The 25,403-nt window shown below is 43.7% G+C and carries 30 protein-coding genes; 23 read left to right on the top strand and 7 right to left on the bottom strand.

Annotated features, from left to right (window positions below; genetic code table 11):
- Positions 1-34 precede the first annotated feature (34 nt).
- From pilM to rplI, 14 genes are all read left to right on the top strand, one after another.
- Positions 35-1,051, top strand: coding sequence for a type IV pilus biogenesis protein PilM (gene pilM / locus J4N40_RS01820; RefSeq protein ID WP_017821733.1), 1,017 nt, complete (start codon positions 35-37; stop codon positions 1,049-1,051).
- Positions 1,035-1,610 (top strand): PilN domain-containing protein, encoded by a 576-nt coding sequence (locus tag J4N40_RS01825; protein WP_054577259.1) that lies wholly within the window; start codon positions 1,035-1,037, stop codon positions 1,608-1,610. Before pilM ends, J4N40_RS01825 begins: the two co-directional genes overlap by 17 nt.
- A complete protein-coding gene (locus J4N40_RS01830; RefSeq protein WP_033907305.1) occupies positions 1,603-2,196 on the top strand; it encodes a type IV pilus inner membrane component PilO in 594 nt (197 codons plus the stop codon). The genes J4N40_RS01825 and J4N40_RS01830 overlap by 8 nt, the downstream gene beginning before the upstream one ends.
- Entirely contained in the window at positions 2,186-2,701 is a 516-nt protein-coding gene (locus tag J4N40_RS01835) for a pilus assembly protein PilP (protein WP_005382766.1), read from the top strand. Before J4N40_RS01830 ends, J4N40_RS01835 begins: the two co-directional genes overlap by 11 nt.
- Before the next feature lie 25 nt (positions 2,702-2,726).
- Positions 2,727-4,472 (top strand): type IV pilus secretin PilQ, encoded by a 1,746-nt coding sequence (locus J4N40_RS01840; protein WP_033907306.1) that lies wholly within the window; start codon positions 2,727-2,729, stop codon positions 4,470-4,472.
- A 187-nt stretch (positions 4,473-4,659) separates the two neighbouring features.
- Positions 4,660-5,178 carry a shikimate kinase AroK gene (gene aroK, locus J4N40_RS01845; RefSeq protein WP_005381319.1) on the top strand — a complete coding sequence of 173 codons (519 nt, stop codon included), beginning with the start codon at positions 4,660-4,662 and terminating at the stop codon, positions 5,176-5,178.
- A 32-nt stretch (positions 5,179-5,210) separates the two neighbouring features.
- Positions 5,211-6,311 (top strand): 3-dehydroquinate synthase, encoded by a 1,101-nt coding sequence (aroB, locus tag J4N40_RS01850; protein ID WP_005381318.1) that lies wholly within the window; start codon positions 5,211-5,213, stop codon positions 6,309-6,311.
- 52 nt (positions 6,312-6,363) lie between these two features.
- Positions 6,364-7,875, top strand: coding sequence for an SPOR domain-containing protein (locus tag J4N40_RS01855; protein WP_033907307.1), 1,512 nt, complete (start codon positions 6,364-6,366; stop codon positions 7,873-7,875).
- A gap of 69 nt (positions 7,876-7,944) precedes the next feature.
- Positions 7,945-8,784, top strand: coding sequence for a Dam family site-specific DNA-(adenine-N6)-methyltransferase (locus tag J4N40_RS01860; RefSeq protein WP_005381301.1), 840 nt, complete (start codon positions 7,945-7,947; stop codon positions 8,782-8,784).
- A 92-nt stretch (positions 8,785-8,876) separates the two neighbouring features.
- Positions 8,877-9,548 (top strand): ribulose-phosphate 3-epimerase, encoded by a 672-nt coding sequence (gene rpe, locus J4N40_RS01865; RefSeq protein ID WP_005381300.1) that lies wholly within the window; start codon positions 8,877-8,879, stop codon positions 9,546-9,548.
- A 244-nt stretch (positions 9,549-9,792) separates the two neighbouring features.
- Entirely contained in the window at positions 9,793-10,182 is a 390-nt protein-coding gene (rpsF, locus tag J4N40_RS01870; RefSeq protein ID WP_005381299.1) for a 30S ribosomal protein S6, read from the top strand.
- 8 nt (positions 10,183-10,190) lie between these two features.
- Positions 10,191-10,493 (top strand): primosomal replication protein N, encoded by a 303-nt coding sequence (gene priB / locus J4N40_RS01875; protein ID WP_005381298.1) that lies wholly within the window; start codon positions 10,191-10,193, stop codon positions 10,491-10,493.
- Positions 10,494-10,509: 16 nt separating this feature from the next.
- Positions 10,510-10,737, top strand: coding sequence for a 30S ribosomal protein S18 (gene rpsR, locus J4N40_RS01880; protein WP_000090472.1), 228 nt, complete (start codon positions 10,510-10,512; stop codon positions 10,735-10,737).
- A gap of 33 nt (positions 10,738-10,770) precedes the next feature.
- Positions 10,771-11,223: a 50S ribosomal protein L9 gene (rplI, locus tag J4N40_RS01885; protein ID WP_005382760.1), complete on the top strand. Its 453-nt coding sequence runs from the start codon at positions 10,771-10,773 to the stop codon at positions 11,221-11,223.
- 77 nt (positions 11,224-11,300) lie between these two features.
- Here the strand turns inward: rplI and J4N40_RS01890 are convergent, their stop codons facing one another.
- Complete coding sequence (locus J4N40_RS01890) at positions 11,301-12,065, bottom strand: DUF481 domain-containing protein (protein ID WP_005381276.1); 765 nt, start codon at positions 12,063-12,065, stop codon at positions 11,301-11,303.
- 221 nt (positions 12,066-12,286) lie between these two features.
- On the opposite strand from J4N40_RS01890, the gene J4N40_RS01895 reads away from it, so the two are divergent.
- Together J4N40_RS01895 and alr are read left to right on the top strand one after the other, a co-directional pair.
- Positions 12,287-13,687: a replicative DNA helicase gene (locus J4N40_RS01895; protein WP_005382759.1), complete on the top strand. Its 1,401-nt coding sequence runs from the start codon at positions 12,287-12,289 to the stop codon at positions 13,685-13,687.
- Positions 13,688-13,700: 13 nt separating this feature from the next.
- Positions 13,701-14,777, top strand: coding sequence for an alanine racemase (alr, locus tag J4N40_RS01900; RefSeq protein WP_031777284.1), 1,077 nt, complete (start codon positions 13,701-13,703; stop codon positions 14,775-14,777).
- A gap of 38 nt (positions 14,778-14,815) precedes the next feature.
- On the opposite strand, the gene J4N40_RS01905 is transcribed toward alr, so the two are convergent.
- A complete protein-coding gene (locus J4N40_RS01905; protein ID WP_005381271.1) occupies positions 14,816-15,235 on the bottom strand; it encodes a secondary thiamine-phosphate synthase enzyme YjbQ in 420 nt (139 codons plus the stop codon).
- 305 nt (positions 15,236-15,540) lie between these two features.
- Between J4N40_RS01905 and pgi the strand changes: the two genes are divergently transcribed.
- A complete protein-coding gene (gene pgi, locus J4N40_RS01910) occupies positions 15,541-17,193 on the top strand; it encodes a glucose-6-phosphate isomerase (protein ID WP_005381270.1) in 1,653 nt (550 codons plus the stop codon).
- Positions 17,194-17,292: 99 nt separating this feature from the next.
- Here pgi and J4N40_RS01915 read toward each other — a convergent pair whose 3' ends face one another.
- Both J4N40_RS01915 and zur read right to left on the bottom strand, forming a co-directional pair.
- Entirely contained in the window at positions 17,293-17,754 is a 462-nt protein-coding gene (locus J4N40_RS01915) for a chemotaxis protein CheX (protein ID WP_005381269.1), read from the bottom strand.
- Positions 17,755-17,763: 9 nt separating this feature from the next.
- Entirely contained in the window at positions 17,764-18,228 is a 465-nt protein-coding gene (gene zur / locus J4N40_RS01920) for a zinc uptake transcriptional repressor Zur (RefSeq protein ID WP_005381268.1), read from the bottom strand.
- Between the two features lie 789 nt (positions 18,229-19,017).
- Here zur and J4N40_RS01925 point away from each other — a divergent pair.
- From J4N40_RS01925 to J4N40_RS01950, 6 genes are all read left to right on the top strand, one after another.
- Positions 19,018-19,305, top strand: a complete 288-nt coding sequence (locus tag J4N40_RS01925; RefSeq protein WP_065765534.1) for a pyocin activator PrtN family protein — start codon at positions 19,018-19,020, stop codon at positions 19,303-19,305.
- An 87-nt stretch (positions 19,306-19,392) separates the two neighbouring features.
- On the top strand, positions 19,393-20,181 hold the full coding sequence (locus J4N40_RS01930; RefSeq protein WP_250654342.1) for a hypothetical protein: 789 nt from the start codon (positions 19,393-19,395) through the stop codon (positions 20,179-20,181).
- Between the two features lie 225 nt (positions 20,182-20,406).
- Positions 20,407-20,751, top strand: coding sequence for a MobC family plasmid mobilization relaxosome protein (locus tag J4N40_RS01935; protein ID WP_250654467.1), 345 nt, complete (start codon positions 20,407-20,409; stop codon positions 20,749-20,751).
- Entirely contained in the window at positions 20,748-22,112 is a 1,365-nt protein-coding gene (locus J4N40_RS01940; protein ID WP_250654343.1) for a relaxase family protein, read from the top strand. The genes J4N40_RS01935 and J4N40_RS01940 overlap by 4 nt, the downstream gene beginning before the upstream one ends.
- A 326-nt stretch (positions 22,113-22,438) precedes the next feature.
- Positions 22,439-22,939: a hypothetical protein gene (locus J4N40_RS01945; RefSeq protein ID WP_025517075.1), complete on the top strand. Its 501-nt coding sequence runs from the start codon at positions 22,439-22,441 to the stop codon at positions 22,937-22,939.
- Positions 22,940-23,056: 117 nt separating this feature from the next.
- Positions 23,057-23,206 carry a hypothetical protein gene (locus J4N40_RS01950; protein WP_225458230.1) on the top strand — a complete coding sequence of 50 codons (150 nt, stop codon included), beginning with the start codon at positions 23,057-23,059 and terminating at the stop codon, positions 23,204-23,206.
- 102 nt (positions 23,207-23,308) lie between these two features.
- Here the strand turns inward: J4N40_RS01950 and J4N40_RS01955 are convergent, their stop codons facing one another.
- The 3 genes from J4N40_RS01955 to J4N40_RS01965 all read right to left on the bottom strand — a co-directional run bounded on the left by J4N40_RS01955 (position 23,309) and on the right by J4N40_RS01965 (position 25,247).
- Positions 23,309-23,671, bottom strand: a complete 363-nt coding sequence (locus J4N40_RS01955) for a hypothetical protein (protein WP_140283931.1) — start codon at positions 23,669-23,671, stop codon at positions 23,309-23,311.
- Positions 23,672-23,759: 88 nt separating this feature from the next.
- The gene (locus J4N40_RS01960; protein WP_072832903.1) at positions 23,760-24,116 is read right to left on the bottom strand and encodes a hypothetical protein; all 357 of its coding nucleotides are present in this window, start codon (positions 24,114-24,116) and stop codon (positions 23,760-23,762) included.
- Between the two features lie 159 nt (positions 24,117-24,275).
- Positions 24,276-25,247, bottom strand: coding sequence for a replication initiation protein (locus J4N40_RS01965; protein WP_250654344.1), 972 nt, complete (start codon positions 25,245-25,247; stop codon positions 24,276-24,278).
- Positions 25,248-25,403 lie beyond the last annotated feature (156 nt).

Here is a 25,403-nt window from a genome sequence, read left to right on the forward strand (position 1 = left end):
TTTGCACGAAGAAATTTCGGAGCGAGAGTAAGAGATGGATAAGCTAATCGTTACCGGCATCGATATAGGCCATAACAGCCTCAAAGCCGTAGTACTTAAACCCACAGGCAACAATTACGCTCTGTTGGGTTACAAAGAAATATTACTAAAGGAAGGTATTGTCGCTGAAAATAACACCATAAATCATCAAGAAATTGTAAAGACCCTCAAGCAGATAAAAAAAGAACTGCCTTTTGGCGCTAAAAAAGTTGCGATCTCAGTTCCTGATAACTCGGTAATTAGCAAGAAACTGCAAATAGAACAAAATCTTGAAGAGAGTGAAGTTGAGTTTGCAGTGATACAAGCCTTTTCTCATCAATCGCCATTCCCTGTCGAAGAGCTGAGTTTAGACTTCGTTCGTCTTCGCGCTGAGGGCGGGCAGAGTGGCAGTGATAGCTATCAAGTGTTTGCGACAAGAAAAGATGTGGTAGAAGGCCGAGTCGATGCATTACAAAAGTCCGGACTAAAACCTGTTTTAGTGGACGTGCATTCGCAAAGCCTTGGTCATATCTGGAAGCTCACCGCCGATCGCTTTCCTGACAAAAACAAATACTGCTTACTCGATATTGGCACCTTATCGAGCTCCTTCACCATGTTTACCGAACAAGGTGAACTGTTTCACAAAGAGTTTGCTTACGGCACACGCGGAGCAAACAGCGCTTCTCCAGTCGATTTTCTGTCCGATGATGCTCAGGAGAAAACAGAGCTGTTTAACCGTCAAATCATAGAGCGAGTAAAGCGCCAGATGCAGCTCTATACCTCAATCAATGGCTCACAAAACATCAAGGGTATCTGGTTATCAGGGGAAGGGGCCTCCACTCCCATGCTCGCAGAGGAGTTGTCTCAACAATTGTCGTTAGAGTGTGAATTGCTAAATCCGCTAGGGCTATTTGAGATGAAGGTGTCTAAGCGTAAGCGTCGTGCTGTGGATTGGCAGCATTTCTCAACAGCAGCCGGACTGGCCGTTCGTGGCATTCATTGGCTAGGAGGCGCCCGTGCTTTATCGCATTAATTTACTTCCTTGGCGAGAGAATCAAAGAGAAGAGCACCGACGTCGTTTCATCAGTTTGGTCGCATTAGGCATGTTGGTCGCTGTTGGCATCCAGTGGGGTATTGGAAAGTTTTTTGAGTACCAACAAGATCAACAACAGGATCGGCTCGATTACCTCACTCACTACATTGCCGAACTCGACCAGCGTATTGAAGCAATGAAAATTGCAGAGCAAGAGCACAGCAAAATCCTCGAACGTCTAAAGGTCGTTGAAGGTTTACAAAACGGACGAAACAAAACGACCGAGTTCATGAACTTAATGCCTGCCGTTATCCCTGAAGGTGTATATGTCGACAAGATCAAAATGAATGATCTGGAAATTGAGATCTCTGGGATCTCAGATAGCACTCCAAAACTTGCCACGATGCTGGACAACATGGAGCGCTCGGCCAAGTTGAACGACGTAGAAATGCATTCCATCGTTCACGGCAAAGCCCGTTTTGGGAAAGAGTTTCAAACATTCAAAGTGTCTTTCATGTTCAAAGTAACGGAGAAGAAATTGGAGGCTCAACGTGGTTGATTGGCAGGATCTCGAAATAGATGAAATGGCCGAGTGGCCATTGTTGCCCCAGATTGTAGTAATCGCGCTTCTGATCATGGCGATTCAAGGCTTAGGTTATTGGTTTTACCTTAAACCGAAAGAAGAACAGTTGAATCACTTGATCCAGCAGGAGCAGACACTCAAGGTGGCATTGAAGATCAAAGCGAACAAAGTGGCAGCGTTGCCTCAGCTTCAATCTCAATTGGATGAACTTACCACTCGTTACGAGTTATTACTGCAACAACTGCCTGCGCAAAAAGAGCTGGCTACAATGCTCGCTTCAGTGAATGAGCTTGGCATCGACAATAAGCTGACTTTCACCCGAATCGACTGGGGCGAAAAACAATCAGAGCACTTCCTTTATCGTCTTCCTTTAAACATAGAGTTAACGGGCGACTTTCATGACATCGGCCATTTTTCTCAGGCGATAGCGACGCTACCTCGAATCATCACGTTTAAAGATGTGACTTGGCAACGTGTCAGCCAAGAGAGTGAAACCCTGCACTTTCGGGTGCGCGCTAACACCTATCAGTTTAAGCCGGAGGAGACGAAAAATGACAAGTAAGTCTTTGTTGCTGGTACTGATGGGTTCTCTATTGATGGGTTGCCAGGCGAATGATGAATCATTGACGGATTTTATTCGAGGAGTGGAAACACAGGCGCGTCGAGAGGTCGAGAAGCTTAAGCCCGCAGACAAATATGTTGCAGTCACGTACGCACCGGAAGTACAGCGTGCACCCTTTGAATTACCCAAAGAAGCCACTATCGCGACTCAGCCAGTTGCAAGAAAAGATTGTTGGCAACCGCCCTCAAGAAGGCGAACTGGTAAATTAGAAAAATTCCCATTAAGCCAATTACGTTTGAAAGGTGTCATGGGCATGGATAACACGGTTTCTGGCCTTGTTCAGGCTCCCAATGGCACCGTCTATAAAGTTAAGCCGGGTCAATACCTCGGACGCAATAATGGCAAAGTGACCCATGTCAGCCACTCCTACTTGTTGATTAATGAAACGTTGCCCGACGGCTTAGGATGTTGGCAAAAACGTAAAGTTAAGTTGGCTTTGAGATAGCCCCATTTATTTTTGATATTGAGTAATGAAAATGAGACAAGGATTAACACGTACACCAAGGATACTTACTGGGCTCTTCTCCTTATGGTTGTTTGTATTTTTAGCCCCTTTAGCGGCAGCTGAAGAAGTTTCGTCCAATGCCCTAAAAAGTATCGACTTTCGAACTAATAAAGATAAAGACGCCGTGATTGTCGTCGAATTGGCGTCACCGGCCGCGATTGTAGATATCAAGCGTGTACAGGAAGGGTTAAGTATCGATTTGCTTAACACTTCAGTAAAAGACGAGCAATTGTATCTCCTAGACGTGAAAGACTTTTCGACTGTGGTTGAGAGCGTAGAAGTGTTTCGCTATACCTCAACTACGCGCTTGGTTGCGCACATCAATGAAGAATACATGCATGATTACCGTTTAACGGGGCGTTTTTTGGAAATCAAAGTAGCGAAGATCAAACCCAATGAGAAAGCCCCAGATAAAAGCATTTTAGAAAGAGAAGGTAAGCTTATTTCGATTAACTTCCAAGATATTCCTGTGCGAAACGTCTTGCAGCTTATTGCTGATTACAACCAATTCAATTTGGTTGTCTCCGACTCTGTAGAAGGCAACCTCACGCTTCGTCTTGATGGTGTCCCTTGGCAGCAAGTGCTGGATATTATTTTGCAAGTTAAGGGGTTAGATAAGCGTGTTGATGGCAACGTGATTTTAGTTGCTCCGACTGATGAGTTGGACTTGCGTGAGAAGCAGCAGTTAGAAAAACAAAAATTGACGGAAGAAATGGGAGAGCTTTCATCTGAAATCATCAAAGTTAATTTTGCTAAAGCATCAGATATTGCGGAGATGATCAATGGAGAAGGAAATATCAGCATGCTGTCAGAGCGCGGCAGTATGACCATTGATGAGCGAACTAACTCGTTATTGATTAGAGAGTTACCTGAAAACATCGAGGTGATTCGAGAAATTATTGAGTCTTTGGATATTCCAGTTAAACAGGTTCAAATTGAGGCGCGTATTGTGACCATCAATGAAGGTAACATGGACGAGTTAGGGATTCGTTGGGGTTTTACATCTATTAATGGCAGTAATACAGTGGGCGGTTCTATTGAGAACAACCTCGCCACGATCGGTCTTTATAATGGAGAAGGGGGCGACGACGGTGGTGACGGTGATGGAGTGGGGATCGATGACTTCCTAAATGTAAACTTAGCTGCAACCAGCCCGAATGCGACCAGTCTTGCTTTCCAAGTTGCGAAGTTAGGATCAGACACACTACTTGATTTGGAACTTTCTGCGCTGCAACAAGAGTCTAAAGCTGAGATTATCTCGAGCCCACGTTTGATCACTACCAATAAGAAACCAGCCTATATCGAACAAGGTACAGAGATTCCTTACCTAGAGTCATCATCAAGTGGTGCAACGACGGTGACGTTCAAAAAGGCGGTATTAAGTTTGAAGGTGACCCCGCAAATCACACCGGATAACCGCTTAGTGTTGGATTTAAGTGTCACGCAAGATAGACCTGGACAAGTCGTGAAGACAGGCACTGGTGAAGCTGTTGCGATTGATACTCAACGTATCGGGACGCAAGTGTTAGTGAATAATGGTGAAACGGTCGTTCTTGGTGGTATTTTTCAGCACAGCATTACTAACTCGGTGGACAAAGTGCCTTTGTTGGGCGATCTGCCGCTATTAGGTGCGCTTTTTCGTCGAAGCTATGAAAATGTTGGCAAAAGTGAGCTGTTAATTTTCGTCACGCCTAAGGTGGTGATTCAGTAGTTCTGTCTCGGGAAAAACTGATTAAATCAAAAATAAAGTTGCAATAGTGGCACCATGCTTGGATAATTTCGGGTCTTATCACGAATTATCTGTGAGGAACTGGTGCCACAAGCCTTGTAGAACAGCAGTTTAGCTGTGTTTTCTTGTGGCGATCTTATTGAATCAATGTTGTAAATTACTGCTAAACATGGCTGAGAAACGTAATATTTTCCTTGTTGGCCCAATGGGCGCCGGCAAAAGTACAATTGGTAGACATCTAGCACAGCAACTGCATATGGAGTTTGTTGACTCCGATACAGTGATCGAAGAACGCACTGGTGCAGACATCTCTTGGGTTTTTGATGTAGAAGGTGAAGAAGGCTTCCGCAAGCGTGAAGAAGCGGTACTTGAAGACCTAACACAAGAGCAAGGCATCGTGCTTGCGACTGGCGGTGGCTCTGTTAAGAGCAAAGAAAACCGCAATCGTCTTTCGGCACGTGGTGTTGTTGTTTACTTAGAAACGACGATTGAAAAGCAACTTGCGCGTACAAACCGCGACAAGAAGCGTCCTTTACTTCAAACGGATAACCCTCGCGAAGTACTGGAGCAATTAGCTGAAGAACGTAATCCTTTATATGAAGAAGTAGCGGATTACACTGTTCGCACTGACGATCAAAGTGCAAAAGTGGTAGCCAACCAGATCGTAAAAATGCTAGAAGAGAGATAAGTCTTTATCTTTTTTTTAATTGGAGCAAACCGATGGAACGGATTACGGTCAACCTAGCTGAGCGTAGCTACCCAATCTCTATTGGCGCCGGGTTATTTGAGGACCCGGCGTACCTCTCTCAAGTTCTCTCAAACAAAAATGCAAAACAAAAAGTTGTTGTGATCAGTAATGTCACAGTGGCACCTTTGTATGCAGACAAAATTTTAAAGCAACTCGAGCAGCTCGGTTGTAGTGCATCCTTGTTAGAATTGCCTGACGGTGAACAGTACAAAAACTTGGATGTATTTAATCAAGTAATGAACTTCTTACTGGAAGGGAGTTATGCTCGTGATGTTGTGATCATCGCGTTAGGTGGTGGTGTTATTGGCGATCTTGTGGGTTTTGCGTCTGCCTGTTACCAGCGTGGGGTCGACTTTATTCAAATACCGACCACATTACTATCCCAAGTGGACTCTTCGGTTGGTGGAAAAACCGCGGTTAACCATCCGTTGGGTAAGAACATGATAGGCGCGTTTTACCAACCTAAAGCAGTGATCATTGATACCAACTGCCTGTCGACGTTGCCTGAACGTGAGTTCGCTGCGGGTATCGCCGAAGTCATTAAGTACGGCATTATTTACGATGCAGATTTTTTTGTATGGTTAGAAGACAATCTTGAGCGCTTGTATGCGTTGGATGAAGAAGCACTAACTTATGCGATCGCACGTTGCTGTGAAATAAAAGCGGAAGTGGTGGCTCAGGATGAGAAAGAGTCGGGCATCCGTGCTTTGCTTAACTTAGGTCACACCTTTGGTCATGCGATTGAAGCGGAACTTGGCTATGGCAATTGGCTGCATGGTGAAGCGGTATCTTCCGGCACTGTTATGGCGGCCAAAACGTCGCATCTACGCGGTCTGATCTCGGAAGAGCAATTTGAGCGTATTGTTGCGATTTTGCGTCGTGCAAAACTGCCTGTGCATACTCCAGACAGTATGAATTTCGATGACTTCATCAAGCACATGATGCGAGATAAGAAAGTCCTCTCTGGTCAATTACGATTGGTTTTGCCTACAGGCATTGGCACTGCCGAGGTAATTGCTGATACGACACAAGACGTACTCAAACAGGCAATAGACTTCGGTCGCGATATTTAACCTTGTAATGGCGCCTTTGGGCGTCATTCTTGTAGTGTATTAAGGTTATTAGATGAGTGTTGCTCACGTACTGGAATTAGATTCTCAAATCGAGTTGCTTGATAGATTAGGTCTACTGACTAACTTTGGTTCCAATCTAATTGCGATTAATGGTCATGATGGGTACGGGAAATCTTGGTTAGCGCAGCGATACCTTGAAGTGGGTGCCAGTAACAAGAATCAATGTTTGTTACTTTGTCATTCTAATCAAGACGATGTGCAGCATCGCGTCCTTATTTTGAGTCAACTGGTTTCAGACGCATTGTTTAATCAGCAAGAGCCTTTACTTGATAGCCTTGAAAGGCTTTTAGGTGATGAGGCGTGTGACATTGCAATTGTTGTAGATGATGCGCATTTATTGAGTGAGACACTTATCTCTGAGCTTTGGATGCTGGTCTTAGAGGCGCACCATAAGCCAAATTGGACCATCAATGTCTTACTGTTTACACAGTCTGGACGTTTAGACGGTTTGCTAGCACGTCTCAGTTATGGACAAGAGATAAAGCCTGTTGAGCTTGATATTGATATGTTGTCCGAAGTGGAAGCTCGTCGTTTCTTTGAGTCACTTGTTGCGCGCTACGTCGATGATGAGTCTGAGAAACGGGTTCGAGATGCATTTAAAAAAGTCGACCCAGTACCGGGTGACATCATGGCGTTAGGAGAGATGAAAGTGGAAAAAAGGATCATTATCCGCTCGATTGTCGGTTCACCCCTGAATATTGCGTTGGTGGTATTAGTCTTACTGTTGCTTGCTGCTGGTGGCTATTGGTGGATGCTTAGTCAACCAAGTCCTGATGATAAAGCGCAGCAAATTGCTGGCAGTTTAGAGCAAACGGCTATTCCAACTTTTGAAGAGTCAGGAGTCAGTGCAGCGCAGTCTTCACTGCAACCTGTAACCGATGGCTCTAGCAGTCTTGATAAGTCTGGTGCGGTTGATGATTCTGATTCATTACCGCCAGCTGTGACAGAAGAAGTAGCGAGCGTAGGCAGTGATGACAATCAACAAAGAGTGGTGATTGAGTCGAATGTGGTCGATGCATTGCTTGAAGGTAAAGCTGATTCAGCAGACACAAAAGCGATTGATGATGTCGTAGGTACTGAGAAGACAGAAACCGCCGATGAAACTAGCTCCCCTTTGATTAAAGTCGTAAAACCGAATCAAGATATGACGCAAGCACCTGCTCAGTCAGAAGAGGGTGAGGCAAACCAACCTGTTGTGAAGTTTTCATTTGCTCGTGAAGAACTAAAAGCGCTATCGCCAAGAGCTTATACTTTACAACTCGCAGCTATGACCTCAATGGAAGATGTACAATCCTTTCTCAATGAGCATCAACTGAATAATCAAGTGCGAATTTATCCTACCGTTCGTAATGACACCGAGTGGTATATCATCACATATCAAGATTATCCGACAATTCAAATGGCTCGTGATGCCGTCGCAAGCTTGCCAGATTCGGTTAAGTCGGTGAGTCCTTGGGCAAAATCACTCCGTCAGGTTCACCGTGAAATTGAACGAGTGAAATAAACCTGAGCTTCCCTGAAAAATATGTTACATTCCGCAGCCTTAATTTTTGGTCGATAGATAGAGCAGTAGATGAAAAAGCAACGAGCCTTTCTTAAATGGGCTGGAGGAAAATACGGACTGGTTGAAGACATCCAACGTCATTTGCCGCCGGCTCGAAAGCTAGTTGAACCTTTTGTTGGTGCGGGCTCAGTGTTCCTGAATACCGATTATGACCATTATCTACTTGCAGATATCAATCCAGATTTGATCAATCTGTACAACCTGCTGAAAGAACGCCCTGAAGAGTATATCTCTGAAGCGAAGCGTTGGTTTGTCGCTGAGAACAACCGCAAAGAAGCCTACCTACACATTCGCGCTGAATTTAATAAAACCGATGACGTGATGTACCGCTCTTTAGCGTTTTTGTACATGAACCGCTTTGGTTTTAATGGCCTATGCCGTTACAACAAAAAAGGTGGCTTCAATGTACCGTTTGGCTCTTACAAAAAACCGTATTTCCCTGAGGCGGAACTGGAGTTTTTTGCAGAAAAAGCCAAAAAAGCTACGTTCGTTTGTGAAGGTTATCCTGAAACATTTCGTCGTGCGCGCAAAGGGAGCGTCGTGTATTGCGATCCACCTTATGCGCCGCTTTCAAATACGGCAAATTTCACCTCATACGCAGGTAATGGTTTCACGTTGGACGACCAAGCTGCATTAGCCGACATTGCTGAAAGAACAGCGACTGAACGTGGCATTCCTGTGTTGATTTCTAACCACGACACTACCTTGACACGTCGGTTGTATCACGGTGCGGATCTTAATGTGGTAAAAGTAAAGCGTACCATTAGCCGTAATGGTAACGGTCGTAATAAAGTTGATGAGCTACTTGCGCTTTTTCATGCCCCAGACATGGATAAATCAAACTCTTAATTCTCACACTATTATATCTAAATAGTGGATCTCCCCACTGGCTTCGGTAGAATTGCGCGCAGATTGTTTGCTCATTACTACTGAGGTCAGGTATGAAAGATTTTCTTATTGCTCCATCCATTTTATCGGCAGATTTTGCTCGTCTCGGTGAAGATGTAGAAAAAGTACTCGCAGCGGGTGCGGATGTGGTGCATTTCGACGTTATGGATAACCACTATGTACCAAACCTGACTTTTGGTGCGCCTGTGTGTAAAGCACTACGCGATTATGGCATCACAGCGCCAATCGATGTTCACCTAATGGTGAAACCCGTTGACCGTATTATTCCTGATTTCGCAAAAGCGGGTGCGTCGATGATTACGTTCCATGTAGAAGCTTCTGATCATGTAGACCGTACACTGCAGTTAATTAAAGAGCACGGCTGTCAGGCTGGTGTGGTACTAAACCCAGCAACGCCACTTGCAAGTCTTGAATTTATTATGGATAAAGTCGACATGATTCTACTGATGTCGGTAAACCCTGGTTTTGGTGGTCAATCATTCATTCCTCATACACTAGATAAACTGCGTGCCGTTCGTAAGATGATTGACGAGTCTGGTCGTGATATCCGCTTAGAAATCGATGGCGGTGTGAAGGTTGACAACATTCGTGAAATTGCAGAAGCGGGCGCAGACATGTTTGTTGCAGGCTCGGCGATTTTCGGTGAGCCAGATTACAAACAAGTGATCGATCAAATGCGCGCTGAACTGGCTGAAGTTAAATAAGCACCGATAAGCCAGCGCAATAACACGCTGATTTTAAAGGCTGCCAGCTTGTTGGCAGCCTTTGTGTTTTCTAGTATTAGAAGAAATTAAATATCCACTGCGCTGAGCAAATAATCACTTGCCTATTTTACGCCCTTTCTGTACTATTCGTGCTCCTTAAACTCAGTCAATTATCTTTAGTTCCTTGCTTCCTCTGGACGACTGAGCCATTTGTGGAAGCTGAATAATCCGTAAGGAGCAACCAATGCGTCATTACGAAATCGTATTCATGGTGCACCCAGATCAAAGCGAGCAAGTTGCTGGCATGATCGAGCGTTACACTGGTTCAATCACTGAAGCTGGCGGTAAAATCCACCGTCTAGAAGACTGGGGCCGTCGTCAACTGGCTTACCCAATCAACAAGCTTCACAAAGCTCACTACGTTCTTATGAACGTTGAAGCTGACCAAGCTGTAATTGATGAGCTAGAAACTGCTTTCCGTTTCAACGATGCAGTTCTACGTAACATGATCATGCGTACTAAAGCAGCGATCACTGAGCAATCTATCATGCTTAAGCAAAAAGAAGAGCGTGCTCCACGTCGTGAAGAGCGTTCTGAAGCTAAGCCTGAAGCTAAGTCAGAAGCTGCTGAGTAAGTTTTCTTATGGCCAATCGAATGGAGCTGAGCGGCACCATTGCCAAACCGCCCATTCGTAGTAAAAGCCCTGGTGGCATTGAACACTGTCGGTTTTGGCTGGAGCATCGCTCTACTATTATCGAAGCTGACTTACCTCGACAAGTTTATTGTCGTATGCCGGTAGTCGTCAGCGGGCTTGGGTCACAAGCACTAACTCAGAATTTAGTTCAAGGCAGTAACATTAAGGTAAGTGGTTTTGTCACTTATCAAACCGGCCGAAATGGCGTGGGAAAATTAGTGTTACACGCCGACAACATTACTCAAATTTAAGATCAGGAGATAGCCCATGGCTCGTTTCTTCCGTCGTCGTAAATTCTGCCGTTTCACTGCAGAAGGCGTACAAGAGATTGATTACAAAGACGTAGCAACTCTTAAAAACTACATCACTGAAGCTGGTAAAATCGTACCTAGCCGTATCACTGGTACAAGCGCTAAGTACCAGCGTCAACTAGCACGTGCTATCAAGCGTTCACGCTACCTAGCTCTACTACCGTACACTGACAAGCATCAGTAATCGGTTCATTTTATTAAGAAAGAGGATTAAGCAATGCAAGTTATTCTACTTGATAAAATTGGTAACCTAGGTGGTCTTGGCGATACTGCAAACGTTAAATCTGGCTACGCTCGTAACTTCCTTATCCCACAAGGTAAAGCAGTTATGGCAACTAAAGCTAACGTTGAAATGTTTGAAGCTCGTCGTGCTGAACTAGAAGCTAAAGTTGCTGAGCAACTAGCTGCTGCAGAAGCTCGCGCAGAGAAAGTTAACGCTCTAGAAGCGGTAGTTATCGCTTCTAAAGCTGGTGACGAAGGCAAACTATTCGGTTCTATCGGTACTCGTGACATCGCTGACGCTATCACAGCTGCAGGCGTTGAAGTTGCTAAGAGCGAAGTTCGCCTTCCTGAAGGTGCTCTACGTAACACTGGTGAGTTCGAGATCAGCGTTCAACTTCACTCTGAAGTTTTCGCGACAGTTAACCTACAAGTTGTTGCTGCTGAGTAATTCAGTATCAAGACGAAATACTAAAAAGCACCTCCTCGGAGGTGCTTTTTTTATTTCTAAAACTGAGAGAAAAAGGGTTAAAAAGCGAAAAGTAAATTAACGGAAAATACGCTGTCCGCTTTGCTTAAGCCTTCAGGCACTTTATCGTGATACTGACGAGAGTGCGCCAGTTTCAGTGCGATATCTTCAGTAATATCATTGGTTACACTGAGTTCACTATCAGTACGTGTGTTACTTCTACCTGTTACCAACGTAATATCAGCTGCGAAACTTAAATTATCCAACGCATGCCAAGTTGTGTTGATATTTCCTCGAAAAATGCCTTCTCTAACGATATCGGGAAAGACAATATCGTCATCATCTATTTCGTCTAAGTTTGGCTCTTGATAGCGAAAACCAGGGCCTACTTCTACCTCTAAAATGAAGTTCTCAGTGTAGGAGAACTGGTAACCCAAACCACCTGACAACGTATAGTCTTTAAAATAAGCACTGTAGCGAGAATCCACCCCTTTAAAGCTGCCATACAAATATGTCTTAGGGCCTAACTTGTAGTCACTCTGTAGGGAGTAGGTGGATGAGCGTTTGTCTTCTTCACCGTCTTTGTACAAGTTGTAGTACTTCCATTCACCATTAGAACGGTGTCGACCTGACGTATATTCAGCACTCAAACGAGCATTCAGGGAACGAGAGTCCGTGTTACCTGTGTGAGCTTGATAGCCGAACTCCACCTCGGTTTTTAGTGGGTCGGGTACATCAATATTTTGCTCTGGCTGTACTGATTCGTCAGCATACGATGCACTAGCGCACAGTAGGCTAAAGCTAAGTAACCAGTATCGGGACACATCAACCTCGAACGTAATCAAAAAGGAGGGGCATGATACTGATACAGATATTTGGTTGGGTCAATGGTAGGTTAATTTTTATTAGAGCTAGGCGGAAGAACCAGGCTATTACCTGGGTGGTTCACATGATGATTTCTTAACAAGTAATTGTCGCTTCGGGGAAGCATCTCAGTTAGGTTAAGGTTATAATCGTGGGTCAATAGTAGTTATCGAGCAAAGTCATGGCGGAAAACAGAAATCGCAAACCTTCAGACAGTCAGGTCGACGCAATCAAAGTGCCACCTCACTCACTAGAAGCCGAGCAATCAGTAATTGGTGGTCTTTTACTGGATAATGAACGTTGGGACACCGTTGCCGAACGTGTTGTGAGCAGTGATTTCTATAGTCGTCCACACCGCCTGATTTTTGAAGGTGTAAAAACCATTCTTGAAGCGGGTAAACCTCTCGATCTTATTACTTTATCGGAATATCTAGAGCGTCACGAGTTGTTAGAAGATGTAGGCGGTTTTGCTTACCTCGCTGACTTGGCGAAGAATACGCCAAGTGCAGCTAACATCAATGCGTATGCTGATATTGTCGCTGAGCGTGCGATTGTTCGTGGCCTTATTGGTGTCGCGAATGAAATTGCGGACGCGGGCTATGACCCTCAAGGTCGCAGTTCTGAAGATTTAATAGACATGGCGGAGAGTAAAGTTTTTGCTATCGCCGAGTCTCGAACTAGTGAAAACGAAGGACCACAAAACGTCGACAACATCCTCGAAAAGACGTTAGAACGTATCGAGTTGTTGTATAAAACGCCACAAGATGGTGTTACGGGGGTCGATACCGGTTTCACCGATCTCAATAAGAAAACCGCAGGTTTGCAAGGCTCTGATTTGGTGATTGTCGCAGCGCGTCCATCGATGGGTAAAACGACCTTTGCGATGAACTTGTGTGAAAATGCGGCCATGCAACAAGAAAAGCCCGTACTTATTTTCTCGTTAGAGATGCCAGCTGAACAGTTGATGATGCGTATGTTGGCCTCTTTGTCTCGTGTTGACCAAACCAAGATCCGTACGGGTCAGCTAGATGACGAAGATTGGGCGCGTATTTCTTCTACTATGGGTATCCTGATGCAGAAGAAGAATATGTACATTGATGATAGCTCTGGTCTAACTCCGACCGAAGTGCGTTCGCGCGCTCGCCGTATCGCTCGTGAACATGGCGGTCTGTCGATGATCATGGTTGACTACCTTCAGTTGATGCGCGTGCCTTCGTTAACCGATAACCGTACTCTTGAGATTGCTGAGATCTCTCGCTCTCTTAAGGCGCTGGCAAAAGAGCTAAATGTGCCTGTTGTGGCACTGTCGCAGCTAAACCGTTCCCTAGAGCAACGTGCGGATAAACGACCAGTAAACTCGGACTTGCGTGAATCCGGTTCCATCGAGCAGGATGCCGACTTGATCATGTTCATCTACCGTGATGAGGTTTATCACCCAGATAGTCCGTACAAAGGTACGGCCGAAATCATTATTGGTAAACAGCGTAATGGTCCTATCGGCTCTGTTCGCCTCACTTTCCAAGGTCAACATTCGCGTTTCGACAACTACGCGGGTCCTGCATTCGATATTGATGATGAGTAATCCCATGAGCTATATGAAAGCGGCCAAGGCGTGCATTGATTTGTCTGCGTTGCAGCACAACTTACAGCGCGTAAAAGCTCAAGCGCCACAAAGTAAAGTGATGGCTGTCGTCAAGGCCAATGGTTATGGTCACGGATTACGTCATGTCGCAAAACATGCTAACCATGCGGATGCGTTTGGTGTGGCTCGTATTGAAGAAGCATTGCAACTGCGCGCTTGTGGAGTAGTAAAGCCGATTCTATTGCTAGAAGGTTTTTACTCTCCTGGTGACTTACCTGTTCTTGTGACGAACAACATCCAAACTGTGGTGCACTGTGAAGAGCAGCTTATCGCCTTGGAGCAAGCAGACCTTGAAACTCCGGTTGTCGTGTGGCTGAAGATTGACAGTGGCATGCACCGCCTTGGGGTTCGTCCTGAACAATATGACGAGTTTGTAACGCGGCTGAAGGAGTGTCCAAATGTAGCGAAACCGTTGCGTTACATGAGCCACTTTGGCTGTGCAGATGAGCTGGATAGCGATATTACCCCACAACAGATTGAGCTGTTTAAATCGTTGACTTCTGGTTGCCAAGGGGAACGTTCACTGGCGGCATCTGCGGGGTTATTGGCATGGCCTCAAAGCCATTTAGATTGGGTTCGTCCGGGTATTATCATGTATGGTGTGTCGCCATTCGATGACAAAACGGCGCAAGATCTTGGGTATCAGCCTGTCATGACACTTAAATCCCACCTTATTGCGGTACGTGAAGTGAAGAAGGGCGAAAGTGTTGGCTATGGTGGTATTTGGACCAGTGAGCGAGATACAAAAGTTGGGGTCATCGCTGTAGGGTATGGCGACGGTTACCCAAGAAGTGCTCCAAACGGTACGCCGGTGTGGGTTAATGGCCGTAAAGTACCTATTGCAGGTCGAGTTTCCATGGATATGCTGACGGTCGATTTGGGACCAGACGCAACGGATAAAGTCAGCGACGAAGCGATTCTTTGGGGGAAAGAGCTCCCAGTAGAAGAAGTGGCGGGTCACATTGGTACGATTGCGTATGAACTCGTGACTAAGCTAACGCCTCGCGTCGAGATGGAATACTCCAAATAAACAACGAAAGGCTAACCCAAGGTTAGCCTTTGTTTTATCTACTCACCGTTAATCGTAGCAATAACGCGGCGGCCGCCACCAAAGTCTCGATGCTCACCCAAGTAAATACCTTGCCATGTTCCTAAAGCTAATCGACCATTTTGGATTGGTACCGTCACACTACTGCCAAGCAGTGATGCTTTAATATGTGCCGGCATGTCGTCGTCACCTTCATAGGTGTGCTGATAATAAGGAGCACGCTCTGGCACAAACTTATTGAAGTGCGCTTCCATGTCCATACGCACGGTTGGATCAGCATTCTCATTTAAGGTCAAACTGGCGGAGGTGTGCTGAATAAATAAGTGTAATAAACCTACTGAAAGTTCGTTTATTTGTGGTAATTGTTGTTCAATTTCATCAGTTATCAGGTGAAAACCGCGGCTTCTCGCTTTTAATTGCAGTGTTTTTTGTGCCCACATACGTGTTCCTTTGGAAATTTATAAATTGGCGTCTATCCTATTCCAATTAGAGCCTGTCATTAGTAAATGATATGATTCTTGTCATCGTAAATGAATGTTCAATTTCAGGGCAGGGAACGTGACCTAACTCAATGTGAGTGTAAAAGCTCTCGGTCATAATTGGCGCCTGAAAAAAAATTACAAAGACTTGTTTTGTGGCAATTTGCCCAAACATCTAATTTATATTCTATTTGCTAAATCGGGGATTCCACAGTTTTCGCTAGACTGTAAGGAATGGAACCTACTGTAACATCGGGATAAAGACCATGTTGAAAAATATCAATCCAACGCAAACACAAGCTTGGAAAGCGCTAACGGCGCATTTCGAATCTGCACAAGATATGGATCTTAAAGAGCTGTTTGCTCAAGACGCAGCGCGTTTCGACAAATACTCTGCACGTTTCGGCTCAGACATCCTAGTCGATTACTCAAAGAACCTCATCAATGAGGAAACTCTGAAGCACCTGTTTGCTCTTGCGAAAGAGACCGAGCTGAAATCTGCAATTGAAGCGATGTTCAGTGGTGAAGCGATCAACCAAACAGAAGGTCGCGCTGTTCTTCACACTGCACTACGTAACCGCGCTAATACTCCAGTTATGGTAGATGGCGAAGACGTAATGCCAGCAGTGAACGCGGTTCTAGAAAAAATGAAATCATTCACTGAGCGCGTTATCGGCGGTGAATGGAAAGGTTACACAGGCAAAGCAATTACCGATATTGTGAACATCGGTATCGGCGGTTCTGACCTTGGCCCTTACATGGTGACGGAAGCTCTAGCGCCATACAAAAATCATCTAAACCTTCACTTCGTATCTAACGTTGATGGTACACACATCGTTGAAACGTTGAAGAAAGTTAACCCAGAAACGACGTTATTCTTGATCGCGTCTAAGACGTTTACAACACAAGAAACCATGACTAACGCGCACACTGCTCGTGATTGGTTCCTAGAATCGGCGGGTGATCAGGCTCATGTGGCTAAGCACTTTGCTGCGCTTTCAACAAACGCGACAGCCGTGTCTGAATTTGGTATCGATACAGCGAACATGTTTGAATTCTGGGACTGGGTTGGTGGCCGTTACTCACTATGGTCTGCGATCGGTCTATCAATTGCACTAGCAGTAGGTTTCGACAACTTCGTTGAGCTGCTTGATGGCGCTCACGAGATGGACAAGCACTTTGTATCAACAGATCTAGAAAGCAACATCCCTGTGATCCTTGCGCTTATCGGTATTTGGTACAACAACTTCCACGGTGCGGAATCAGAAGCTATTCTGCCTTACGATCAGTACATGCACCGTTTCGCGGCGTACTTCCAGCAAGGTAACATGGAATCAAACGGTAAATACGTTGACCGTGACGGCAATGCTGTAACTTACCAAACTGGCCCAATCATTTGGGGTGAACCAGGTACCAACGGTCAGCACGCGTTCTACCAGCTAATTCACCAAGGTACTAAGCTTATCCCATGTGACTTCATTGCACCTGCAATTAGCCACAACCCAGCTAGCGATCATCACCAAAAACTGATGTCTAACTTCTTCGCGCAAACTGAAGCTCTAGCGTTTGGTAAAAATGAAGAAACCGTGAAAGAAGAGTTGGTGAAAGTAGGTAAGAATGCTGAAGAAGTGGCAGCGATTGCGCCATTCAAAGTGTTTGAAGGTAACCGTCCAACAAACTCTATTCTAGTGAAGCAAATCACGCCTCGTACGCTAGGTAACTTGATCGCAATGTACGAACACAAAATTTTCGTACAAGGTGTTATCTGGAATATCTTCAGTTTTGACCAGTGGGGCGTGGAGCTAGGTAAACAACTGGCTAACCAAATCCTACCTGAGCTTGCAGACGAGTCTCAAATCAGCTCGCATGACAGCTCAACAAATGGTCTAATCAACGCATTTAAAGCGTTCAAAGCTTAATGTTTGAATAGATAAAGAAAAGGTCAGCAAATGCTGACCTTTTTATTGCCTGAGGCAAAAACAAAATAGGTTGGCCAGTGCCAACCTATTTTTTCTCTTTTATTCGAAGCAAATTTCGATAAAGGCATTTCCCCATTGGGAAGAGAAAGGCATGATAATAATTGAGCCTTCACACTTGTGGCGAATCGTATGACCTCGGCCCGAAACCACAACCGGTGTTGCCATATCAAAGTCAAAACCACTTTCCGCCAGAATGCGTTTCGCACCACCAGTAACCATGTTGGTGATCTCACCCACCATATCGGTCACTTCTTCATTGAGCCCATTTGGACGTTCACCAAGCATGTTCTGCATGATTTCTAGGGCGAGTGCTTCATCAAAGGTGATCGACATTGAACCACGAGTTTGTGGGCCTACCATACCAATCAGACCAGAAACGTCACCTCGTGCGATCTCATCTTTTTTGATTCGCGGTTTTTGTGGCTTCAGCTCAAGAGAAGCCATAGTTTTTAGCACGTTCATTAAAGAAGCTAAAAACGGGTTTACAAATTCAGCGCGCATAACGTTCTTCTATACTTTTTCTTTCGTCTCGGAGGAACAGGCCTGGCATTCACCATGAGTTTCAATAACTTGGTTGGTCAGTTTGAATCCATGCTTCTCGGCGTTTTCGGCTAACAAGGATATCAGCGTCTCATCTTCGAGTTCAACGACATCACCACATTTATCGCAAATTAGTAATTGGAAAAAGTGCTGCTGAGTATTGAAAGAACAACAAGTAATAAAGCTATTTGTCGATTCCACTCGGTGGATGAAGCCTTGCTCTAGGAGAAAATCTAATGCTCGATAAACAGTGGGCGGCTTAGCCTGAGGCTCACTCTCTTTTAGTTGCTCCAATAGCTCATACGCACTTGAGGCGCGGCGATTAGAACAAATGAGTTCAAATACGCGTCGGCGTTGCGGAGTCAGTCGTACTCCACGCTCTGCGCAGATACTTTCAATTTGTTCAATGATTGTTGGGTTCAAACCTTTCACCATAACTATCGGACGTGCTCTATGATAAATCATTTCTATACGAAGTTCGTTTAGAAATGCTTCATTTTACCCACTATCAAAACGAAAATCATGAATTAAAGCAAGTCGGTGGTGGTGTGAAGGCGGAATAATCATCACAGAATGAATCAACGAATGACAGATTCGTATTACTTCTGCGTATTCCTAAGCACTTGGCTAGTCAGCCAACCAAATCATTCTCGCTGAAACTAGCACCCAGAGGTGCTTGGGTATACAATACCCGACTTATTTTTTGAGCGTACTGCTGCGCTCGACCTTGGCAACATAAAAACGGGTGTTTATATCATGACTCATTCTTGCAGGCTCTCCGTAGCACCAATGTTAGATTGGACTGATAACAGACTTTAACCTTTTAAAATCAGCAACTTGAGTCATCGTGTGAAAAAGAAGGGGAAAATAGGGGTAGAAAGTTATCGCCTTGCATTCGTCTTTGCCTTCAGATCTCCATTGTATTCCCCATCAATAAATTTGCAATTATCAGCGTTCTGTTTTTGAGCCTCAACGTCTAAATCGTAACGTCACCTTCGTTTTGGAAAGCATTGCTTTTGAATAATTAGCCATAACAAGAAGAATGGAGACTTTAGTCACATTTGTTGAGTGTTTTGAAAAAAAAATTATCCTCGAAAATTCATATTGTTCTTATTAAACAGCTTCTTAATGGTTGTGTGCTAGTATTTTGCCATACTTCTATTCCTTTCTAATGCTTGTAACATTATGACTTAAGTATTCGTTAGCCGTTAATAGAAGAGAACAATGACATCACGTTCTGAACCGACCACAAGATCGCTTTTAGCTCAACAGTTCAATCATCAGCCCTTTATCCCCGTTGTTGACGTTGCCGGATCATTGTTCGGTATGGCAGCAACCACCATCAAACGAAAAGCTGCTCAGCAAGACTTACCGTTTCCTGTTGTCCGTTTGGGCAACTCACAGAAGTCGCCTTGGTTTGTTAGCTTTGACGACTTGGTTAAATTTATCGAACGCCAACGTCTAGAGAACGAGAAAATATGGAAAAGAACCAATGGCTCGAGAAGACATTAAATGCTCAGGCATTAAACAGGGTTTAACCGTGTTGTACTCGTGAAGTGCGAGAGCCGATAAAATATATGAACTTAAACGGAACCGATCATGAAAGAACAAATTACTAATCAAGACACAGTAATCGAAATAGGCGGCATCAGCGCAGAGGCTGTAACGCAAGAGATCATCGAAACGCTTGCAGTCCATGGTGCAGATTCACAGGAGCATGGTCAGCTTGAGACTCAAATCTCTATTCTTGGTATAGATCACACAATCTACGTGACTATGAATGATGAAGGTCAATGTGAGATTGATAGCGATGATGATTACGGCTCCGATCTACGTGATGCAATTGACGTGTATGCGTCAAAAAGAGGCGGTGACGAGTTAGACGCTGGTGACGTTGCAGATGATGTTCTTTGTGATATTCAAAAACGCATTGGGTATTTTATTAAAGCCACAGAATTTGATGACAGCCTAAAAGCACTAGATATTAGTCAAGATGAATTTTGTGAGCGTATGGGTATCACCCAACAAGAGGCGATCAAGTGGAAGCGAGCAGGCAAGTATCCAAGCTGGGTTAAGTATGCAATGAAAGGGATTTTAGCAATCAAGCGTGATGAAAAAACAATTGTTATCAACGGTGAAGATCACTTGTATGTAGAGGATGTTTTCAGCACAAGCATTAACGGCTTCTCTCTGTCAATTTTTGAAAATCAGGACTCGGGCGAGTATTTAGTCGCCTTAGCCGACACAAATCTGAATGTTGATGAGGACACTTTAGTTAAAAACTTTGAGACGCTTGACGCTATTCATGCTGTCACTGAAGATGCATTAGAAGAAAGCAACAACAATGAATTTGCCGCCCATAGCTCGTTTATGAAGCTGTTAGCATGAGCATTAGTAAAGACCCTACGGGGTCTTATGGCTATCCTCCCTTTGCCTTTCAATTTGTACTTACTACATTAAAGTATTATGTTTTTAAAGAGGTGATTTTCTAGCCAGCATAGATTTGTCATGACGTTCCTTACATTCTCAAATCGCTGGCAAAGAGGTGCGTTCCTACCCCTTTAATCCCCTCCCTAAAGCTGCCTCGCAGCATCAAAAACAAAACCCAACGTGATGAACCACAGCGGAAAAATAAAAAGAACTGAGTGCATTCAGTTACGAGTTTCCAAAGAAGAAAAATTTCAAATTTTTGCTCATGCCAATGGTAATGTTTCGGATTGGCTGCGCACCATCGCTCTTGAACCCGACACCAATCCTCACCGAACCGTCTATAAAGAATTGAAACAAGATCCGGCACTAGTGCGACAGGTAGCGCGAATTGGCAACAACATTAACCAAATCGCTCGTTATATAAATACTGTAAATAAAGCAGGCTCTTTGGTTGATACAGTGGCGGTGCAAGCCCAACTTGTTCAAATGAATACTCTACTAAGTAGCTTGATCAAACCGACATCATGATCGTGAAATTTTTCAAAGGCGATCATTCAGCAGTAGCGAACGGTCTTAAGTATTTGGAAGGTGGTACTAAACGGCGCAAAGTAAAACCTGTATTGCTCTCAGGAAATCCAGACGTCACAAGAGAATGGCTCAAGCGTGCAAGCCGATTTTCAAAATCTTTTACGTATGGTTGCTTGAGCTTTGAAGAGTCGGATATTCCGGTACATCAAAAGCAGCAACTAATGGCGTCATTTGAACGAACATTGCTGACCGGATTGACATCAGAGCAATACGATATTGTTTGGATTGAGCATCGGGACAAAGGTCGATTGGAATTGAACTTCCACATCGTGAATATGGAGCTGACCACAGGAAAAGCATTAACTCCTTATGTACATAGTCGGGATATGGCTCGTATTGATGCATGGAAAAGCATTGCTAACGACACTTTTGGCTTTACCGATCCCAATGATCCAGCTAAGGCTAGAACCTTTACATGGGGGGATAACCCGAGGCCAAGGCGTGAGCTGATGGCACAAATAGATGATTATCTATTTGATCTTGCAGTAGGTGGAACCTTAAACAACCAACAAGATGTCATTGGTGCACTGAATGACATCGAGGGCATCAGCGTAACACGTAATACTAAATCATCCATCTCTTTTACAGCAGGCGGATACCCAAAACCGATACGCCTCAAAGGCGAACTCTATGGCAAATCTTACAAAGGCATTGAAAACAGTGCAGCAAAACAGGCAGAAAGAACTGCGAGCTTTGCACGCCAGCGTCACGAACGAATTAAAGAAAACAAACAACAACTTCAACAGCGAAATCGGCACCTCGCTCGCCAACGTCGAAAAATCTATCAACTTGCACCTAGCAAGGCAGCGCCGTCAGCATTGGCTGTTCCCCATGCTATTGAGTCTGATGGTATTACTATTAGGAGTGATATTGGGACGATATCTGACACTAGAATACGAAATCAATCCATATCAACCTTGCCATCAAATAGTCAGGTCGCAAGACAACCCGACTCAGTTGTACTGCCAGATCACAAAGCCATTGAAGAGAAGAATAAAAAACCAATAAACCAATATGCTAACGACCATACTGACCAATCTAAAAGCCCTTCAACATGGGTATCTGAAGTCCTCACACAGCTTAGAGAGGCAATTAAATCTCTTGCAGGATGCATTAACCGAAGAGAAGCAGAGGCGCGAGAGCTTGGAAACATCTATCAAGCAACTCAACTCAACTGTGATCGCCTTGACCGAATACTTAAAGAAAGAGGAGTGACACGAAGCACGCTAGAGCCGTTGCACAGATTTAAGCGTGGCGGCAACCAAGTCACAATTAGTGCCCTTCAACCAAGATCTGATTAACAACAGGTGCTTTTTGCTATTTGTAGGTCAGAAGCCAAGTAGTTAACACATATTTACGCATGCTATAAATGTGATGCTCATCTCACTTCTTGGTTGTTTTTTTCGATGAAAAACTAGACTGAATTACTAAGTAAAGTCAGTTTTCAATTTTATTAAACGCATGTTTTTTTAGGAGTTGGAAATGTTTCATACTTGCTTTTATGTTAGTGTAAGTTATTGATTTATTTGTTTTTATTATGAAGATTTCACGTTGACGGATGAAAATGACGAGCTATCATCACGGTATTGGACGGCATTCAGTTTGCCGAAATATTAAGATGAGAAATATGAAATTAATAACCTTCAAAGCACTACTGTCATCGATACTGAAAAGTGCCTCGTTTTTCAAAGTTAAATACATTGCAAAGAATCTGGTTGATGCAGGAATAATGCATGTATCAGTATTGGCGATGAGCAAGCAAGAACACATGATTGAAGCCATCCTGAAAGCGGCGAAAAGCAAGGACGTTGCCAAAGCTATGAGTAAAGCTGCTCGGTATTACTTGTCTGTTCACCCATGTGACGTTGAGAGATTATTAAATTGTTCGAAGTCAGAACGGAAAAAACTATTTGAACGGGGTTACTTAGAGATTGGTTATGGATGTTCTTTCAAGTATGGTTGGGTTGATTACGCGACATTAGATTCGATGGCAGCAGTGACGGATAAGTTTGATAACATCAAACAACGTTTTGAAAAAGAGAAAGCCAAGAATCGAAAAGATGGTGCGAAGAAAGCTGCCCAAAGCCGCAAGCAAAAGAATAAACTGGTTCAGCACCAAGAATGCTAACTATTAAAAATTGGTAACCACGTTCACAAGGTAAATAAATGAGAAATTATTTATGTAGCAAATGCAATTTATGAGGTTCTAGCTGACAATGTCGGCACAGCCTACGCAGAAGAGAAAATGCTTGAGATGGAAAAAATGACCAAGCACGAATGCTTGGGTTGGTGTACTAAACTCGATGGAAATAATTTGTTGAGCTTGGCTAAAAAGCTTGATGCCAACGCTGATGAGTTGCGTATTGCTATCAAAGTTCTTAATCAAAATGTGTAAGAACTGGAACTCGCTTTTTAGACCCACACAAATGTGGGTTTTGTTTTATGTATACATTTTCAAAGAGCATCATCTTGATGACACCGTTAGAGCGGTAACTCACTAGCAATTTAGCGTCTTTAAGTAGCGTTCAAATGAACGGCGTTGCTCTGATGAGAAAATCACCCCCGTGCTTAATAGCTTTTCAATGTCTTTGGTTGATGGCTGCAAGCGAGCCAAAGCTTTATCGGTGCGCCACTCAACCAGCCAAATAGTGAAAAACAGGGCAGAAATACAGAACGCAGCCACACCTGAAAGCAAGCCTGTGATCACTCTTGACCACCAAAATTCATTCAAAAAAGGAAATATCGAATACGACAACGTTGCGGAAAACGCACTGATAAACATGATCATGTACCCCTGTCCTTTCAATCGCTCAGTTTGTACTAATACTGAAAGCAGCTCTGTGGATACTACATCGCGCATCTTATCTTCTCATCAATGTGATGCGTTGCACTAACGTTAGAGTCAAAACGTCATGCAACGTATAGGGTTATAATAAGTTAATTAATTTCTAGCGCCGGAAGTTAGGTAAACCAGCCAGTAACTTATCCGATATTACCTTTATGACACGCCGTTTTAGCTTCTTTTTGTACTCGATACAAGCGTCAAGGTTGTCTATAGTGATATTCGTGTCATCGAAGTCATCAACCAATTTGAATGCATTAAGAGTCGTTTCTATAGCCTCTTTGAGAACTAAGAACTTCCTTGTCTTGTTGGTGACGTCGGTTGATGTAATGAATCCTGTTTCGATGCAGTGTTCAATCACCAAATCCTCAACTCTCAGATTGTGGTATTTTTCTTTAGCTTCATTATCAAGAGCTTCATATGAGAAAGGATTATTTTTTCTAGAGAAAGGAATGTTTTCCATAAGTGTTTTGTTATAAGGATAACAACTTTGATGGGAATTTAAACTGCATGGCAGCAAGCAATTTTCTTTATCTCTTTCATCGTTGCCAATGCATCAGCATCGGCAACTTCAGTTGCTTTGAATATGGGGGATGGTTTGAACTTAAAGTGATCAATTAGATTAAATCCCCTCGGGTAGTCGAGTTACATTGAAGCTAGCTACCTCAATCCTTGCTCGACGTTTTGTTTTGCTTGCTCGCTGCAATTCTTCTATGTATATCTCAAGATCTGTATTCGCCATCACGTCATCAATGGGCTTTTGAATCAATCGGGAGTCAAAGTGATGTCGAAACTCGTCATCAGCAATCTTGAAACGCTTTCGGATTTCACTAACAGAAACAGAGAACCTTCCAGATGCTCCTTTTTTGAGTTCATAAAGGCACCAGTGGTAGTAACGCATCGCATAAGAGCTACTTAAGTTTGTTATGGTATCGAATGAAACAGTCGTAAAAGCAGAGCAAGCAATTACTAAAGGCATGAACTTGATACTAAAAGTCAGCTTGACAAAAATTTTCTTACTGATTCCAACTTCGTGTAGTCTAAACATCTCAACTTTGTCAAAAATTGGAATCGTTTTTGATGTCGACTTACCGTATTTTTTCGAGTTCAGTGTGACCTTAGCTGAGTTAAGTTCAAGGATGGCATCATTTAGCTGTTTATAGTTATTCGATTTTACTTGACTGCGACTGCCTCGGATCGCCTTCATTAGAACGGTAGCGGGAATTAAAATAGTTCTTGAATCACTTTTTTTATAAATAGTTGAATGGATTTTTTGGCTTACTTTACTGAATTTTCCTTTTTTTTTACGCACTTCTTTATCAGCATAAAACACTTCGTCATCAAAGTGCGCTGCTGAGAAGTAGAGCAACCTCAGTGCTGAGGCGGATAAATTATAATCAGCAAAAACCCACTCATTTTTAAGTTTGAAGTTTGTCGGTGAGATGACCTTTTTAGATTCATACTTCTGAGTCGTTCTCAATTCAAATGAGTCTACTTCTGGCAATTCCACTTTCTTTACCACTGTTTGCTCATTGTTTTTTTTGATTGCCATTACTTCCAATATGTCCTTTCTAAAATTCCCAAAAGATGTCATTAAATTTCCCAACCTGTGTCGTAAAATGCCCATTCTCTGTCAATGACATCAGAATAAATTCCCATACACTGTCAATGTGCATGTTTGAAAGCCTTCACTGACAAGGCTTCAGTCACTCTCTATAGGATCTTTTATCTTTTACGATTAATTACGATC

Origin of the sequence: Vibrio sp. SCSIO 43097 (assembly GCF_023650755.1) — a bacterium.
Classification (GTDB): Bacteria; Pseudomonadota; Gammaproteobacteria; order Enterobacterales; family Vibrionaceae; genus Vibrio; species Vibrio alginolyticus.

Bases quoted from the DNA above. Each gene is read 5' to 3' on its own strand.
- pilM (WP_017821733.1), top strand. From the start codon at position 35: ATGGATAAGCTAATCGTTACCGGCATCGATATAGGCCATAACAGCCTC.
- J4N40_RS01835 (WP_005382766.1), top strand. From the start codon at position 2,186: ATGACAAGTAAGTCTTTGTTGCTGGTACTGATGGGTTCTCTATTGATG.
- J4N40_RS01860 (WP_005381301.1), top strand. From the start codon at position 7,945: ATGAAAAAGCAACGAGCCTTTCTTAAATGGGCTGGAGGAAAATACGGA.
- J4N40_RS01950 (WP_225458230.1), top strand. From the start codon at position 23,057: ATGCTTGAGATGGAAAAAATGACCAAGCACGAATGCTTGGGTTGGTGT.
- J4N40_RS01930 (WP_250654342.1), top strand. From the start codon at position 19,393: ATGAAAGAACAAATTACTAATCAAGACACAGTAATCGAAATAGGCGGC.
- rpe (WP_005381300.1), top strand. From the start codon at position 8,877: ATGAAAGATTTTCTTATTGCTCCATCCATTTTATCGGCAGATTTTGCT.
- pgi (WP_005381270.1), top strand. From the start codon at position 15,541: ATGTTGAAAAATATCAATCCAACGCAAACACAAGCTTGGAAAGCGCTA.
- aroB (WP_005381318.1), top strand. From the start codon at position 5,211: ATGGAACGGATTACGGTCAACCTAGCTGAGCGTAGCTACCCAATCTCT.
- rplI (WP_005382760.1), top strand. From the start codon at position 10,771: ATGCAAGTTATTCTACTTGATAAAATTGGTAACCTAGGTGGTCTTGGC.
- J4N40_RS01855 (WP_033907307.1), top strand. From the start codon at position 6,364: ATGAGTGTTGCTCACGTACTGGAATTAGATTCTCAAATCGAGTTGCTT.
- rpsF (WP_005381299.1), top strand. From the start codon at position 9,793: ATGCGTCATTACGAAATCGTATTCATGGTGCACCCAGATCAAAGCGAG.
- alr (WP_031777284.1), top strand. From the start codon at position 13,701: ATGAAAGCGGCCAAGGCGTGCATTGATTTGTCTGCGTTGCAGCACAAC.
- J4N40_RS01960 (WP_072832903.1), bottom strand. From the start codon at position 24,116: ATGGAAAACATTCCTTTCTCTAGAAAAAATAATCCTTTCTCATATGAA.
- J4N40_RS01895 (WP_005382759.1), top strand. From the start codon at position 12,287: ATGGCGGAAAACAGAAATCGCAAACCTTCAGACAGTCAGGTCGACGCA.
- J4N40_RS01925 (WP_065765534.1), top strand. From the start codon at position 19,018: ATGACATCACGTTCTGAACCGACCACAAGATCGCTTTTAGCTCAACAG.
- priB (WP_005381298.1), top strand. From the start codon at position 10,191: ATGGCCAATCGAATGGAGCTGAGCGGCACCATTGCCAAACCGCCCATT.
- aroK (WP_005381319.1), top strand. From the start codon at position 4,660: ATGGCTGAGAAACGTAATATTTTCCTTGTTGGCCCAATGGGCGCCGGC.
- J4N40_RS01955 (WP_140283931.1), bottom strand. From the start codon at position 23,671: ATGCGCGATGTAGTATCCACAGAGCTGCTTTCAGTATTAGTACAAACT.
- J4N40_RS01965 (WP_250654344.1), bottom strand. From the start codon at position 25,247: ATGACATCTTTTGGGAATTTTAGAAAGGACATATTGGAAGTAATGGCA.
- J4N40_RS01940 (WP_250654343.1), top strand. From the start codon at position 20,748: ATGATCGTGAAATTTTTCAAAGGCGATCATTCAGCAGTAGCGAACGGT.
- J4N40_RS01905 (WP_005381271.1), bottom strand. From the start codon at position 15,235: ATGTGGGCACAAAAAACACTGCAATTAAAAGCGAGAAGCCGCGGTTTT.
- zur (WP_005381268.1), bottom strand. From the start codon at position 18,228: ATGGTGAAAGGTTTGAACCCAACAATCATTGAACAAATTGAAAGTATC.
- rpsR (WP_000090472.1), top strand. From the start codon at position 10,510: ATGGCTCGTTTCTTCCGTCGTCGTAAATTCTGCCGTTTCACTGCAGAA.
- J4N40_RS01935 (WP_250654467.1), top strand. From the start codon at position 20,407: ATGAACCACAGCGGAAAAATAAAAAGAACTGAGTGCATTCAGTTACGA.
- J4N40_RS01945 (WP_025517075.1), top strand. From the start codon at position 22,439: ATGAAATTAATAACCTTCAAAGCACTACTGTCATCGATACTGAAAAGT.
- J4N40_RS01915 (WP_005381269.1), bottom strand. From the start codon at position 17,754: ATGCGCGCTGAATTTGTAAACCCGTTTTTAGCTTCTTTAATGAACGTG.
- J4N40_RS01840 (WP_033907306.1), top strand. From the start codon at position 2,727: ATGAAAATGAGACAAGGATTAACACGTACACCAAGGATACTTACTGGG.